This is a genomic window from Bacillus sp. P4_D3 (assembly GCF_056401855.1).
The window spans coordinates 1-14,256 of the sequence record NZ_JBFUIN010000064.1 but is presented as its reverse complement, the minus strand read 5'-3'; the positions used below and the strand labels follow the sequence as shown (position 1 = coordinate 14,256).

Sequence of the window (14,256 nt, the reverse complement as noted above, 5' to 3'; positions counted from 1 at the left end):
GCACCCTCTGCTCGGTATTTTTCGTTATTAATCTTCTTTCGGAAGAACAATTCCTTTATACAATTGAACTGTAATGAAGTAGTAAATCGCATAAATGACTACGAAAATTACAATTGGTATCCAAATACGGAAGTATGGATCGACTAAAATAAATCCGAAAATATTCATACCAACTAATACGTGGGCGATACCCACAATTGCCGGGAATAAGAATACTAAGAATAACTCTTTATAAATTGATTTTGTTAATAATTCACGGCGCACACCGATTTTACGAAGCATTTGATAGCGTGTAATATCTTTTGATGCACCAGAAAGAATTTTAAACATTAAGCAACTTGCCATCATCGCCAAGAAAGCAATTCCAAGGAAGAAGCCCATAAATACTGTTCCACTCGCAACACCATAGAACATATCGTAAGATTGATATTTGCTGTTCATTCTTTCAGCTGTTACATTTTTATATTTATCTAGCTGCAACTCGTCAAGTTTTTTCCATTCTTTTGTATATGTTAAAAAGTCATCTGTTTTTCCGATAAATGCTATACCTTCTTTACCATTTATCCCATCGTACGTTTTTTGATCTACAATCTTAATTGCATGATCTTCGTATATATAATATGGATGGATTGTACTAAAAGCATCTACCCATTCTTCTGAAAGTTCTTTAGCGTTCGCATCTTTTTCATTCATTTCTCTAGAAACTGCACCTACTGGTAGTTCCTCTGAAACTTTTTTCGTATTTACTAAATCCTTCATCGATTCCATATTTGCCATATCTTTTACTAAAGGACGATTGTTCTCTAAATCTTCTTTTACATAATAAACGTATTTATCATCAACTTTGTAACGATATTCATTTTTCTCTTTAAATGTAATACCATCTAAAATTTTCTTTTCTTCAGCTGTAGGGTTATGAACAACTGAATCATATATTACTAAACCATCTACCATTTTTATAACGTTATTTTTAAACGCCATACCACCTGAAATTGCACCAGCTCCAAGAGCAACTAACATCGCTACTGTCGCAAGAACCTTTGTTAAACTATTAATACGGAAATTTAATTGTGCAAAAGTAAAAGCGTTAAGCCCTTTTTCACTACGTTTTTTATTACTCTTTAACTTTTTAATAATGACCGGGAGAAGTGATCCAAATAGCATGTAAGTACCGGCTGTTGTTGTAATTAATGCAATTAGGATTCCCATTTCTCTTAGTTTTTCCATATAAATCATTGATGCATAGCCAATTCCTAATAAAATAACCGCAAGGAATGCAACTAAACCTGTCATTTTTCCTTTTACTGCAACACGTTCTGTTTGTGCATCTGCATGTACAAGTTGTAATACAGAAATACGAGATAATTTAATACTATTCATAATTGCCGATAATACAAATAGTGCAAAGAAGAATATGCAAGTAACAGTCATAGATGGTAGATAAAATGCTTTATAGCCTTCGCCAGCAAATTCCAATTGTTTCATTAATAACTGACCGATACCTTCTGCAAGTCCTACACCAACTGTAAGTCCAATCGCAAGAGACGCAGCACCTAATACAATCGTTTCAATAAACATAAGTAATGTAACTTTATGCTTTTTTGCTCCTAACATCATATACATACCAAACTCTTTTTGACGAAGAGATAATAAGAAAGAGTTCGCATATAAAATGTAGAAGAACGTTATAATTGCTAATAGAAATGAACCTGCTTGGAATACGAAGCCAATAGACTTAATGACAGAATTGGATTCAATAAACGCTTTATTCAGTGCTAACGTTTGAAACATATAAAAAATTGAAATAGACATAACAAGACCGACAAGTAAGACGATATAATCCTTTAGCTTACTTTTCAGCCCTGACATGGAAAGTTTAAATAACATGCCCTAGACCTCCTTTCTTACGCTTTTTGTGTGCCTAAGTCTGCAAGCACATCTAAAATTTCTTTATAAAACTCTTCACGCGTACCACCGCGGTGAATTTCTTTATATAGCTCACCATCTTGAATGAATAAAATACGCTGACAGTAACTTGCACTATATGGATCGTGAGTAACCATCATAATAGATACACCTTGTTCTTCATTTAAGTTTGTCATCGCATCAAGTAAACTTGCTGCATTTTTAGAATCAAGAGCTCCTGTTGGCTCGTCCCCTAAAATAATTGCAGGCTCATGCACTAAAGCGCGCGCTGCTGCTGAACGCTGTTTCTGTCCACCAGATACTTCAGATGGATACTTTTGAAGTATTGCTGAAATCCCTAACATATCTGCTACTTTTTCTACTTTCGGTCCAATATTACGTGATGAAACACCTTGAAGTGAAAGTGGAAGTGCAATGTTTTCATAAATAGATAAGTTCTCTAATAAGTTAAAATCTTGGAAGATGAACCCCAATTTTTGTGAACGGAAATCAGAAAGCTCACCTTGTTTCATTTTCGTAATGTCCGTACCTGCTATTTCCACAACGCCGCCCGTTGCTTTATCTAGTGTTGAAATTACATTTAATAATGTCGTTTTACCAGAACCAGAAGGTCCCATAATCCCAACAAATTCACCCTCTTGAATTGAGAATGAAACACCTTTTAATGCGTGTGATTGGTTCTCACCTTTTTTACCGTACACTTTTTGAACGTTTTTCACGTCTACAACTGGTTTCGTCATATATATCCTCCTACGCTTGTTTTTCCATTACCTATTCTGCGCCTTTTGGAGGGGAACTGCTATTTGTTAACATTACATTTACCTTACACTTTTGTAATAAAATAAAACCAGGTCATATTGCGACCTGGTTACTCTGATTGCTTTGATCTTTGAGGTTGTCCTTTTTTACTATTACGCTGTTTCACTTGAACAACAGGATCAAGCTCATTTGAAAACTCAGCGTTGTGTCCATTTTGCGTTTTTTGCTCTGGATTATTTTGATCTGAACGTTTCGCCATTACATTCACTCCTTATTAGTGCGGTGTAATAATCATTTGATGTTGCAATTGGCGAATTGCCATACGTGCTCTATTTAACTGCTCACGTTGCTCATCATTCGCATGTTGCTGCATCGTTTGTAAGTCGTTATATGCTTGTTCTAATTGCAACTGCGCATCTGAATACTCCATCGTATTGTAATGCTCTTGTCTCATGCCTTGGTCTAATTGTTCTTTCGCATATTCCACCGCTTCTTCCGCTTGTGTAATATACGATTCAAGTGATTGACGCTCTGCCATACTTGTCCCTCCTTGCTTCAATTCTCCTTTAGTGTGTCCCTTCCATATGAACCTTATGAGTATGTTATAATGGATTTTGTTTCATTTTGACTCGTCTTAGGAGGGAAAATAATGAAGGTTCAAAACCCTTTTCCATATACAAATGACAATAAACGTTATCATACATGGAATTACCACTTACGAAATGAATTTGGTGAAAAAATCTTTAAAGTTTCATTAGACGCCGGCTTTGATTGCCCAAACCGTGACGGCACAGTCGCTTACGGAGGCTGCACATTTTGTAGTGCCGCTGGATCTGGTGACTTTGCAGGTGATCGCCGCGATGATGTAATAACGCAATATCATGAAATGAAAGAAAAAATGCACGCAAAGTGGAAAGACGGAAAATGTATCGCTTATTTCCAGGCCTATACAAATACACATGCTCCACTTGAAGTGTTAAAAGAAAAATTCGAACCGCTTCTAACAGAAAAAGACGTTGTCGGTCTTTCTATTGCGACTCGTCCAGATTGCTTACCGGATGATGTTGTTGAATATTTAGCGGACTTAAATAAACGCACGTATCTTTGGGTTGAACTCGGACTTCAAACTGTTCATGAACGAACTGCAAATCTTATTAATCGTGCTCACGATTATCCATCTTATGTGGAAGGCGTAAATAAATTACGTAAGCACGGTATTAGAGTTTGCTCGCATATTATTAACGGTCTTCCCCTTGAAGATTACGACATGATGATGGAAACAACTCGTGAAGTTGCAAAGCTTGACATACAAGGAATTAAAATTCATTTACTTCATTTGTTAAAAGGAACGCCAATGGTGAAGCAATATGAAAAAGGACAACTAGAATTCTTATCTCTTGAAGATTACGTAAGTCTCGTTGTCGACCAACTTGAAATTATTCCAGAAGACGTAATTGTGCACCGCATCACAGGTGACGGTCCACCTGATTTAATGATCGGCCCAATGTGGAGCTTAAATAAATGGGAAGTATTAAATTCCATCGATGCAGAATTTGTACGCCGCGGAAGCTGGCAAGGAAAATATGCAAATGAGGAGAAACAAAAATGAAATTAGAACGTGTATTACCGTTTGCTCGCATGCTACTGCAAACGGCTGTTAAAGAAGGCGATTACGCAGTAGATGCAACACTTGGCAATGGACATGACACTTGCTTCCTAGCTGAAATCGTTGGAGATAACGGAAAAGTATTTGGATTCGATATTCAAAAAGAAGCGATCGAAAGCTCTACTATCCGACTAAAAGAAAAAGAACTTTTCGAACSTACTGTTTTAGTTCACGATAGTCACGACACACTTGTATCCGTATTACCAGAAGATGCAAAAGGAAAAGTAACAGGCGCAATCTTCAACTTAGGTTACCTTCCTGGCGGTGACAAACATATCGTCACAAAACCGAACTCAACAATCTCGGCGATTGAACAATTGCTAGAACTAATGGCACCTGAAGGTATCATCGTCCTTGTCATTTACCACGGACATCCAGAAGGACAAGTAGAACGTGACGCTGTTCTCAAATTTGCAGAAGAACTAGACCAAAAGCAAGCTCACGTTTTGCAATACGGCTTCATTAACCAGCAAAATAACCCGCCATTTATTGTGGCGATTGAGAAACGATAATATATCAACGATTTTGCCGATATATCGATTCTTCGACAAAACATAACAAAAAAAGACGTGCACTCACTGCACGTCTTTTTCTTATTCTCCTATATAATGGATGTATACACTATTTGAAGAAAGAAGGATAGAACTTTGCTAGTAAAACTAAGAGGAATTCAAAAGAAGTACGGCAAATCACTCATACTAGACAACATCGATTTATCCATTCCAGAAGGAGAAGCACTCGCTATTATTGGCGGTAATGGAACTGGAAAAAGCACTTTGCTCAAAATAACTGCAGGTTTTATTTCACCTACGGCAGGGACACTTCAAAGAAAAGAACATATACAAATCGGTTATGTACCTGAGCATTTTCCTGAAGGGATTCGTTTTACATTAGAGGATTATTTATATCATCTCGGCCACATTCATGGTTTATCAACAAAATACTTAAGAAATAAAATTCCGGTGCTCCTTGAATCTTTTCACTTACATCACGCAAGGCATTCCGTTGTACGAAACTTTTCAAAAGGTATGAAACAAAAAACAGGTATTATGCAAGCATTACTTACGGACGTCCATTTATTAATTTTAGATGAACCACTTTCTGGGCTCGACCCTAACTCTCAGCAAGAACTAGAGCATATTTTACTTTCATTAAAACAACAAGGTATATCTGTACTCTTCACATGTCACGAAAAACAACTACTAGAACACTTCGCCGATAGAATTGTGACGTTAGCTAATCATACAATTGCGGAAGATACCTCTGTGCAAAAATCAACAGAACAGGTCTATATTGAGGCAATCGTTCACGAAACATTTTCAGCAATAGAACTACAACAACAATCCGGATTTATACATGTTACACACAATTCAAATCAAAACCTCATTCAATTACAAATCGAAAAAGATTATACAAACGACATACTTCAGTTTTTATTACATAAAAAGGCATCCATCACACTGCTACAACCTAATTTTTAAATCGAAAGAAGGTTTATTATGTTTGCGCTTATTCGTTACCATTTTCTCGATTACACAAAATCGTATAAGTACATTCCTCCTATTGCGATGTACTGTATAAGCTTGCTTTTTGTATATACATATAAACCGACTCCTATTGTACCGACATATTTAGAAACCGCACTCGCACTTTATTTATTATCTGCCTGGATTACAATCACAATTTTTCATACTGAAGACCCTGTACAAGAACAAATCACTATTTCACACACAAATAATATTTCGGCATTATACGTTGGTAAATATATTACGGCTCTTCTCATTTGTACTGTGTTATCTTTTATATCCATAATCTATCCAATTATTTTGCAAATGTTTAATGAAAAAATGACAGCTTCTTTATTTCTAGTCGGATTTCTCGCTCACATGTCTTTCTCTATACTAGGAATTTCAATCGCAACATTATTTACTAGAAATATTATTCAAAAAGCAAGCACCGCTTGGCTTAGTCTTACATTTATATTACTTATGACGATTGCTTCAATCCGTTTTAAAACAGAGCTACTATGGTTTTTACCACCTGTCGAAAGCTTTTTAATGCTTGGGCAATACAAATATAATATACTTACTCACACCCTATGGCTCACAGCTTGGGCTATCGTATATTCATTTTTATTACTTACTTTATTTCTTTTTCTCATTCGCAAAAAACGTTTTTAATTACATATTAAAGGGGACGAAACAATGATCGGAATACTAGCAGGAATGGGACCAAAATCAACTGGACCATTCGTCGATACAGTTGTAGCACAATGCCAAACAATATACGGAGCAAAGCATGATATGGACTTTCCTCATATGATGATTTATTCTTGTCCAACACCATTTTACATAGATCGGCCTATTGATCATATAGCGATGAAAAAGGCGATTATTGAAGGTGCACAAAAACTTGAAAGTACTGGTGTAGATTTCATCGCAATGCCATGTAATACGGCGCATCTTTATTTCGAGGAATTAAAGCGTTCTATTACCATTCCTATTTTGAATATAGTCGATGAGACGTTAAAAGCAATTCCTGAAAATACAAAAAGAGTCGCTCTTCTCGCAACAGAAGCGACTGTTCAAGCAGGTATTTACCAAGACGGGATTATAAAACGTAATATAGAGTACATTCATAATGAACAATGGCAAGAAATGATTAATCAAATTATTACTTGTATTAAAGGCGGAGAAATTGAGGAAGCTCGCAAATTATGGAGTGTGCTCGTTTTACAGTTAAAAGACGAAGTAGATACCGCTATTATCGCATGTACCGATTTGAATGTGGTGGTGAGTGAGGACTTTGTTGATTCCGCTCAATGTCTTGCGAAAGCAGTTGTTAGGATGTATGCATCAAATATAAAAAGGTCTTCATAAACATAGAACACATCCCTTTTGAAATGTGTTTTGTGTTTGATAAAAATCCCCAAAACTTTTAACATTTTTCACAATTCTTTCAAAATATCCACACTTAATCTCGCTATATTAAATAAGTAGTTTATTCATATAGGGAAGGTTAGGGGAACTGAAGTATGAAACAAAATCGTTCACTTCATTACATTTTTTGGCGTTGGCATTTTTATGCTGGACTTTTTATTACGCCGCTTCTTATTACTTTGTCACTGAGCGGAATTGGGTATTTATTTCGGGAAGAAGTTGAAGATTTCATCTATAAAGATTTATATTTTGGGAAGAGCGCCCAAACAGAATCTATTTCGATGTCTGATTCTATTTCATTAACAGAGAAAAAATATCCACATTATAGTGTGGCGAAAATTAGTGAGTTTAATGGGGATTATAATACGAGACTTACAATCGCAAATGAATATACAGGAACGCAAAAATACGTTTATTTAGATAGCAATAATCAAATTGTCGGAGATCAAAACGCAAGTGAAACGTTTGCCAATATAATGCGGGAACTACATAGTTCTCTTTTAGTTGGTGGCACTGTCGTCAATTATATTGTAGAACTTGCGGCGTGCTGGACAATCTTTTTGATTATAACTGGGTTGTATATGAGTATACGCCAATTCAAAAACACACCATCATCCAATAAGCGAGAAAAAGCAAAACGATGTCATTCTATTATCGGTATTATATTTACAATTCCTCTCGTTCTGTTAATCGCAACTGGATTGCCGTGGTCTGGATTTATGGGTAACCAAATTTATAAAATTGCATCGTCGAATGAAGCGCTCGGATATCCAAAATTGTATATGGCACCTCCTGAATCAAAGGTAAAAGAGTTGCCATGGGCAACAAGAAAAGAAGCTCCTCCTGAATCTAACTCAAGTGAGCCAAAAATAATTTCAATTGATGAGTTACAACAAGGGATTGAAATAAAGAAGCCATATGTTATCTCACTACCGACTGATCCGAAAGGTGTATTCACTGTTTCGAAATCAAGTGGTTCTGGTATTACGGGCATGCACGTGGCACCAAATGAAGAGATAACAGCTTACTTTGATCAATATAGCGGAAAACTTATTTCAAAAACGGACTATCGTGATTATGGATTATTTGCACGATGGTTCACTTACGGTATCCCGCTTCACGAAGGACATTTATTCGGATGGCCAAATAAAATATTATGCTTACTAACGACATTATCTTTATTACTTCTCATTTATTACGGAATAAAAATGTGGTTAGCAAGAAAACCGAAAGGCAAATTAGCAGCACCACCAAAACAAAAAGATAAGAAAAGCATATTCGTTTTCTTTATCATGATGATTATACTAGGCACTGTAATGCCTTTATTCGGACTATCTGTTTTAGCTATCTTCACAATCGAACTTCTCATATACGTAATTTCAAAAATACGATCATAATAAAAAAAACCACTCAACATGAGTGGTTTTCTTCATCACTGCGCCATTTTCTTTCGGTACATCTTCCCGTTCCAGTAGAAGAATCGTGAAGTGAGCCCTCCGTATTTTACAATGCGCCGTGCCATTTTGTGCATATTCTTTTGTGCTGATACTTTTTGGTCTGATAAATAAATACCAAGTAACCCTCGGCTTATGAGACGGTGAAACTTCGCATGAGGCAGATCACCAATACTCTTCTCTGCTTCTTCTACAAAATGTTTCATACGATCTAATATAGCTTGCTCGTTTTCATAATAACTACAGAAATTCAAATCCCCGCCCATACGGTCTTCTTCTTGATCGATGAAATAATCAAGTAAAATGTGAAGTCCTTGTACGTAAGGAAAATATCCTTGTCTAATTTTCTCAATATCCTCATCATGTAATTCATCATGGAATGCATATGCCACAAGACAAAAGATTCCTAAAGTTGATCCTGCACAAGCCGAAAATTCAAACCAGCTCATCGGCGGCAAGTTTTCTTTATGAGCTTCAAACCATGTTTTTAGACGCGGTTCTCTTTCTTCTAATTTCACATGTTTATGAATTTGCAAATCACAATAATAACAAGCAAGCTCATGAAGAATTGGAGCAATTTTATCATAATGCTTCGTTTTCTTTAAAACATCCTGACACGTTTCAACGAGCTCATCTAAATAACCACCATCATCTTGATCATCACGATAACGATAATAATTACCGCCTCCTTCAACTTCAGGACTTAATGCCATTACCATCGACTCATGAAGAGCCGCAAAGTCTTTCGGATCAAGTGATGTACTACGGTCACATAAATTATCCAAATAGTCGCTAATCGTTTGATATGCTACGATAAAACGAATACATTCCTCTCGATGTTCATTTGCTAGCAGCGCTAAAATGCCACCGCCCTCGCAATGAAACGTTTTATTCTCAATACTTGCGATTGCCTGACTATGAAGCTCGTCATTCGGAATATGGTAGGCACGCTCTTTCCACATCGCTAGCTCATGGTGTACAACCGGAAACACATCACGGTATACTTTCGCCATGAGCGTTATGGGATTACTCGGTACGTTCACTTCTTCCTTCATCTCCTCTGTTAAATGTACAAATAATGATTTATTTGTTTGTTTTTACTATATTATTGATATGAATTTCAGTAAATGACTGAATATAATTCAAAATTTCATCACGCTCATACTCATTTAATAACTCATGATAACAATTAGGCCATTCTTTATATGCCTTATCACTAATTTTAACATTATCAAACCACATGCGGACACGTATTTTATCTACAAGTTTATCCTCACACGCCTGCATTAGCAAGAGTGGAACATCTGGAAAATCATCTATTTTCTCATGAGCAATCTCGATAGACTTAATCAATTCACTATACCAACGTACTGATACTTTGCGCAAGAACAATGAATCATTCTCCATCGCATCCCTCACTTCATGGTTACGAGTTGACATTTCTACAGTGAGATTTGTTGTAAATTGCAATTTGGGAGCAACGACATTTAATATTTTTGAAGCAGCACGAAGCGGAGCAGAAGGTGCAGCCAATACTCCTAAACAAGGCGAGCTTAATACAATCCCATCTATGTCCTCTCTTTTCGTTTCTTGCATCATACGAATAACGACAAGTCCTCCCATACTATGACCAAATAAAAAAATAGGCAATCTATATTTTCTTGCTTCTTTCACCCATAACTTTATTTCCTCTATGTATTCATCAAATGAATCGATATGTCCTCTATTTCTTGAAGTTGTTCCGTGTGCTGGAAGATCCCCCATAACGACGTGATAACCGCTATGATTCCACATTTCTGCAACTGCTTCATAACGCCCGTGATATTCCATAGCACCATGCACGATAATAATGACGGCTTTCGCTTCTTCCGCTTCATAGTTCCACATACGAAACTCCTCCATTTCACTCTTTTTCATAATTTGATACACTAAAACTAGTCTCTAGGAAAGGAAGGCTTTACATGATATATCCTTACAAAGAAAAAAATCCAAAAATTGCGAGTAGTGCTTTTATCGCTGACTATGTTACCATTACAGGCGATGTGACAATTGGCGAAGAATCTAGCATTTGGTTTAATACAGTCATCCGCGGTGATGTATCACCAACGATAATTGGAAATAGAGTAAATGTACAAGATCAATGTACACTTCACCAAAGCCCACAGTATCCTCTTATTTTAGAAGATGACGTTACCGTTGGGCATCAAGTTATTTTACATAGCTGCAAAATTGAAAAAGATGCTTTAATTGGAATGGGATCTATCATATTAGATGGCGCTGAAATTGGTGAAGGAGCTTTCATCGGTGCTGGTAGTCTCGTTTCACAAGGAAAGAAAATCCCTCCTAATACGTTAGTTTTTGGTCGTCCTGCGAAGGTCATTCGCGAATTAACAGAAGAAGACCGTAAAGATATGGAACGTATCCGCACACAATACGTTGAAAAAGGACAATATTATAAATCGTTACAAAAATGATTTTATCGCTGCCATAAGACTGGCAGCTTTTTTTATGAAAAAATCTAACTTTTTCTTTACAAAACATTATTATTCCCTCAATAAAATCTTATTAAAATAGAAGTTAATAACTCCATATATATGTAAATGAGGGAGGAAAAATCTCATGAAGGTCAGTGGACTATATAAAATAGAATGTTACATTTTCAAAGGAATTAATCGCTACTTTGATCAAAAAACATTAAACATCTTTTTCAGCAATATTACCCATATCGGTGGTGCTACCTTCTCCATTGCACTTACCCTATTCTTTTTAATTTTCGCAACAGGGAATTTGCATCAAGCTGCAATTGCAACTGCTATTTCTTTAACAATTAGCCATATCCCGGTGCAAATACTAAAAAGATGGTATCCACGAAAACGCCCTTATTTAACAATTCAAGATGCGAAATATCCAGTACAGCCTTTAAAAGATCATTCTTTTCCATCCGGACATACAACGGCTGTTTTCTCTGTCCTCATTCCATTTATTTGCTATAATCCAAACTTGCTTGCTTTTCTATTACCGTTAGCGCTATGCGTCGGTATTTCCCGTATTTATTTAGGGCTTCATTATCCGTCAGATGTATTTGTAGGCATGTGCCTTGGCACTTGCTCTGGCATCATCTCTTTTTATCAATTCATTCCACTCATGTAAAGGAGCGATATGATGAGAGTCGCCATATTTACCGATACATTTACACCACAAGTCAACGGTGTGGCGAAAACTTTGGAACGTTTAACTAAATATTTTCAAAAAGAAAATATCGCCTATTCTGTTTTCGCCCCTCAGCATACGGCAGAAGATAATTTCGTTACGAATGTGAATAAAATGAGAAGCATCCCGTTAACAATATTATATCCAGAATGTCGCTTTGCCTTTCCTACTCCGCGCATTAAACGGGAACTTCTTGCCTTTAAACCTGATATCATTCACATTGCTACGCCTTTCAATATGGGACTTTGTGGATTATATTATGCCAAAAAGTTAAATATCCCGGTCGTCGGTTCTTATCATACTGATTTTGACGCCTATTTACGCTATTACAAAATCGAATTTCTTTCCAATATGCTATGGAACTATTTAAGGTGGTTTCATAGTCATATGCAAAAAAACTTTGTTCCTTCTCCTGAAACATTACATCAATTAAAGAAAAAAGGATTTCAGCAGCTCTATATTTGGGGACGTGGTGTAGATTGTACTCTCTTTCATCCAACTTACAATAAAGACCTATTCCGAAAAAAATATAATATTACAGCGAAATATATTCTTTCCTACGTCGGACGCCTTGCTCCGGAAAAAGATATCGACACTCTTCAAACACTTATTCAAACGACGAACAAAGAACGTGACGATATTCATTGGCTCATCGCTGGAGATGGTCCTCTCGCAAAGGACCTGCATGAAAATGTTCCAAAAACAAATGTAACCTTTACTGGATATTTACAAGGTACGAATTTAGCTGAAGTCTACGCTTCCTCCGATCTAATGGTATTTCCATCTACTACTGAAACATTTGGGAACGTCGTACTGGAGTCACTCGCATGTGGTACACCTGTTATTGGCGCGAATAGTGGCGGGGTTAAAAATATTATTAAAGATGAAAAAACTGGAATTCTATGTGAACCAAAAAATGCGGACTCATTTTTGTCATCTATTTATGAATTATTAAATAATGAAGAAATGCGTAAACAAATGAGCCTAGATGCTCACTCCTACGCTACTACACAAAGCTGGGATGAAATTTCCAGTGATTTACTCATGCATTATGATGATGTGATTCAAAGTCGAAAAGCGGAAATGCTAGCTTAAACGCAGCTTATGTATCATCAATTTGCAAGATAAAAAGAGATCACACTTCGAAGTGTGATCTCTTTTTATCTTGCGCTTTTATTTAGCGGTTCAGTTGGTACATAGATATAATGAATAAAATTCGAACTTATTTTTCTTCCCCTTTTGTCTGAGCCGCATCGAACGTCCAGTTCAATTTCAATGTATCTCCTTGGAATACGTTTTGATTTTCTCCATTATCTTCAAATATGAATTTCACATAGAAAGTGTCATCCGTGCCTGGAGCAAGTCCGTTTCCTTCCCAGTTTACGACACCTTTTTCTACAAGATCAGGAAAGTTGCCATCAGCAGTAGCTTGTTTCAATTCAGACAAAGTAGTTTCCCATACAGGAACTGTGTTCTTGTCTATGTTCCATAAAAACTCCACTTTGACATGATCACCGAAATCAGCATTTCCATTATCACCCTTCGCATCTGTTACAGTGTAATCAGTAAGAAGATGAACGTCCTTAATTTTCAAAGTACCGCTGTTGATTAAGTGGAAATCGCGTTCTATTTGATCACCCGGTTTGATTTTGTCAACATCGATGATAACTTGTGGATCAATGCTCAAATCTAACGTACCAGCCGCAAATGTGTTTTCTGATACTTCTTTATCACTGAAGTAAGCAAACGTTCCGCCTCCGATTAAAGATAAACCAAGAACTGCAGATGCAACACCCATACCAAGTTTTTTCTTAAGACTCATTTTAATAATCCCCCTATTTTTATAATATCTAAGCTATTAAAAAGCTGATAAGTCCATATGAGGTAAAAACGAATTGTTTCCTTACTTGATGTCTTTTAGATTTATCTCTAAGATAGTCATTGAATTCTTAATAAAGAACTTCTCGTTTTATTTAAGAGCGACTATCGATATTTACAGAAGATGATATTTCTCCCTCTTTTATCAGCAGCCGCTCCTAAGACACCTTCTTTTTATCCCACTATTTGCGGGCAGTAAAACTCCCACCTCAAAATTCGGCTGGAGCAAAGAAGTTAGGTGGAAGCCCTGCTGCCCGTAAACGCCCGATTGGTGAAGGCTAATAATCAGTGGGGGATGAACCAAACCCCCACTGATTATAGTTTCACTTTATTTCTTCGGTTCTAGACCGATCTGACGTAGGAAATCTGCCAGTCCTTTTTTACCAATTGTTTCTTTTGGCTTAACTACTTCTGGAACACCGAC

The 14,256-nt window shown here is 36.5% G+C and carries 16 protein-coding genes; 9 read left to right on the top strand and 7 right to left on the bottom strand.

Translation table 11 applies throughout. The features are described from left to right. Positions 1-27 precede the first annotated feature (27 nt). The 4 genes from AC1DTM_RS10840 to AC1DTM_RS10825 form a co-directional block, all read right to left on the bottom strand. On the bottom strand, positions 28-1,887 hold the full coding sequence (locus AC1DTM_RS10840; RefSeq protein ID WP_204208850.1) for an FtsX-like permease family protein: 1,860 nt from the start codon (positions 1,885-1,887) through the stop codon (positions 28-30). 17 nt (positions 1,888-1,904) lie between these two features. Then, positions 1,905-2,666 carry an ABC transporter ATP-binding protein gene (locus AC1DTM_RS10835; protein WP_016106411.1) on the bottom strand — a complete coding sequence of 254 codons (762 nt, stop codon included), beginning with the start codon at positions 2,664-2,666 and terminating at the stop codon, positions 1,905-1,907. A gap of 128 nt (positions 2,667-2,794) precedes the next feature. Continuing rightward, entirely contained in the window at positions 2,795-2,944 is a 150-nt protein-coding gene (locus tag AC1DTM_RS10830) for a hypothetical protein (protein ID WP_001129345.1), read from the bottom strand. 15 nt (positions 2,945-2,959) lie between these two features. Next, positions 2,960-3,223, bottom strand: a complete 264-nt coding sequence (locus AC1DTM_RS10825; protein ID WP_002112394.1) for a YtzC family protein — start codon at positions 3,221-3,223, stop codon at positions 2,960-2,962. A 111-nt stretch (positions 3,224-3,334) separates the two neighbouring features. On the opposite strand from AC1DTM_RS10825, the gene mnmL reads away from it, so the two are divergent. From mnmL to AC1DTM_RS10795, 6 genes are all read left to right on the top strand, one after another. After that, positions 3,335-4,294, top strand: a complete 960-nt coding sequence (gene mnmL, locus AC1DTM_RS10820; RefSeq protein ID WP_016106412.1) for a tRNA modification radical SAM protein MnmL/YtqA — start codon at positions 3,335-3,337, stop codon at positions 4,292-4,294. Then, complete coding sequence (gene mnmM / locus AC1DTM_RS10815; protein WP_477000220.1) at positions 4,291-4,863, top strand: tRNA 5-(aminomethyl)-2-thiouridylate-methyltransferase MnmM; 573 nt, start codon at positions 4,291-4,293, stop codon at positions 4,861-4,863. The genes mnmL and mnmM overlap by 4 nt, the downstream gene beginning before the upstream one ends. 135 nt (positions 4,864-4,998) lie before the next feature. Beyond that, positions 4,999-5,832: an ABC transporter ATP-binding protein gene (locus AC1DTM_RS10810; protein ID WP_016106414.1), complete on the top strand. Its 834-nt coding sequence runs from the start codon at positions 4,999-5,001 to the stop codon at positions 5,830-5,832. Positions 5,833-5,850: 18 nt separating this feature from the next. Beyond that, entirely contained in the window at positions 5,851-6,531 is a 681-nt protein-coding gene (locus AC1DTM_RS10805) for a hypothetical protein (protein WP_002160153.1), read from the top strand. A gap of 24 nt (positions 6,532-6,555) precedes the next feature. Continuing rightward, the gene (locus tag AC1DTM_RS10800) at positions 6,556-7,230 is read left to right on the top strand and encodes an aspartate/glutamate racemase family protein (protein WP_016106416.1); all 675 of its coding nucleotides are present in this window, start codon (positions 6,556-6,558) and stop codon (positions 7,228-7,230) included. Positions 7,231-7,385: 155 nt separating this feature from the next. Next, complete coding sequence (locus AC1DTM_RS10795; protein ID WP_016106417.1) at positions 7,386-8,687, top strand: PepSY-associated TM helix domain-containing protein; 1,302 nt, start codon at positions 7,386-7,388, stop codon at positions 8,685-8,687. 35 nt (positions 8,688-8,722) lie between these two features. On the opposite strand, the gene AC1DTM_RS10790 is transcribed toward AC1DTM_RS10795, so the two are convergent. Continuing rightward, a complete protein-coding gene (locus AC1DTM_RS10790) occupies positions 8,723-9,787 on the bottom strand; it encodes a tetraprenyl-beta-curcumene synthase family protein (RefSeq protein ID WP_016106418.1) in 1,065 nt (354 codons plus the stop codon). A 40-nt stretch (positions 9,788-9,827) separates the two neighbouring features. Beyond that, positions 9,828-10,631 (bottom strand): alpha/beta hydrolase, encoded by an 804-nt coding sequence (locus AC1DTM_RS10785; protein ID WP_133059534.1) that lies wholly within the window; start codon positions 10,629-10,631, stop codon positions 9,828-9,830. A 74-nt stretch (positions 10,632-10,705) separates the two neighbouring features. Here AC1DTM_RS10785 and AC1DTM_RS10780 point away from each other — a divergent pair, with 74 nt between their 5' ends. The 3 genes from AC1DTM_RS10780 (at position 10,706) to AC1DTM_RS10770 (ending at position 13,049) form a co-directional block, all read left to right on the top strand. Further along, positions 10,706-11,218 carry a gamma carbonic anhydrase gene (locus AC1DTM_RS10780; protein ID WP_088099584.1) on the top strand — a complete coding sequence of 171 codons (513 nt, stop codon included), beginning with the start codon at positions 10,706-10,708 and terminating at the stop codon, positions 11,216-11,218. Positions 11,219-11,363: 145 nt separating this feature from the next. Then, on the top strand, positions 11,364-11,894 hold the full coding sequence (locus AC1DTM_RS10775) for a phosphatase PAP2 family protein (RefSeq protein WP_002112405.1): 531 nt from the start codon (positions 11,364-11,366) through the stop codon (positions 11,892-11,894). 12 nt (positions 11,895-11,906) lie between these two features. Next, positions 11,907-13,049 carry a glycosyltransferase family 4 protein gene (locus AC1DTM_RS10770; protein ID WP_088099585.1) on the top strand — a complete coding sequence of 381 codons (1,143 nt, stop codon included), beginning with the start codon at positions 11,907-11,909 and terminating at the stop codon, positions 13,047-13,049. A gap of 127 nt (positions 13,050-13,176) precedes the next feature. Here AC1DTM_RS10770 and AC1DTM_RS10765 read toward each other — a convergent pair whose 3' ends face one another. Continuing rightward, positions 13,177-13,776: a TasA family protein gene (locus AC1DTM_RS10765; protein ID WP_088099586.1), complete on the bottom strand. Its 600-nt coding sequence runs from the start codon at positions 13,774-13,776 to the stop codon at positions 13,177-13,179. Between the last annotated feature and the right edge of the window lie 480 nt (positions 13,777-14,256).

Bases quoted from the DNA above. Each gene is read 5' to 3' on its own strand.
- AC1DTM_RS10840 (WP_204208850.1), bottom strand. From the start codon at position 1,887: ATGTTATTTAAACTTTCCATGTCAGGGCTGAAAAGTAAGCTAAAGGAT.
- AC1DTM_RS10835 (WP_016106411.1), bottom strand. From the start codon at position 2,666: ATGACGAAACCAGTTGTAGACGTGAAAAACGTTCAAAAAGTGTACGGT.
- AC1DTM_RS10830 (WP_001129345.1), bottom strand. From the start codon at position 2,944: ATGGCGAAACGTTCAGATCAAAATAATCCAGAGCAAAAAACGCAAAAT.
- AC1DTM_RS10825 (WP_002112394.1), bottom strand. From the start codon at position 3,223: ATGGCAGAGCGTCAATCACTTGAATCGTATATTACACAAGCGGAAGAA.
- mnmL (WP_016106412.1), top strand. From the start codon at position 3,335: ATGAAGGTTCAAAACCCTTTTCCATATACAAATGACAATAAACGTTAT.
- AC1DTM_RS10805 (WP_002160153.1), top strand. From the start codon at position 5,851: ATGTTTGCGCTTATTCGTTACCATTTTCTCGATTACACAAAATCGTAT.
- AC1DTM_RS10800 (WP_016106416.1), top strand. From the start codon at position 6,556: ATGATCGGAATACTAGCAGGAATGGGACCAAAATCAACTGGACCATTC.
- AC1DTM_RS10795 (WP_016106417.1), top strand. From the start codon at position 7,386: ATGAAACAAAATCGTTCACTTCATTACATTTTTTGGCGTTGGCATTTT.
- AC1DTM_RS10785 (WP_133059534.1), bottom strand. From the start codon at position 10,631: ATGTGGAACTATGAAGCGGAAGAAGCGAAAGCCGTCATTATTATCGTG.
- AC1DTM_RS10780 (WP_088099584.1), top strand. From the start codon at position 10,706: ATGATATATCCTTACAAAGAAAAAAATCCAAAAATTGCGAGTAGTGCT.
- AC1DTM_RS10775 (WP_002112405.1), top strand. From the start codon at position 11,364: ATGAAGGTCAGTGGACTATATAAAATAGAATGTTACATTTTCAAAGGA.
- AC1DTM_RS10770 (WP_088099585.1), top strand. From the start codon at position 11,907: ATGAGAGTCGCCATATTTACCGATACATTTACACCACAAGTCAACGGT.
- AC1DTM_RS10765 (WP_088099586.1), bottom strand. From the start codon at position 13,776: ATGAGTCTTAAGAAAAAACTTGGTATGGGTGTTGCATCTGCAGTTCTT.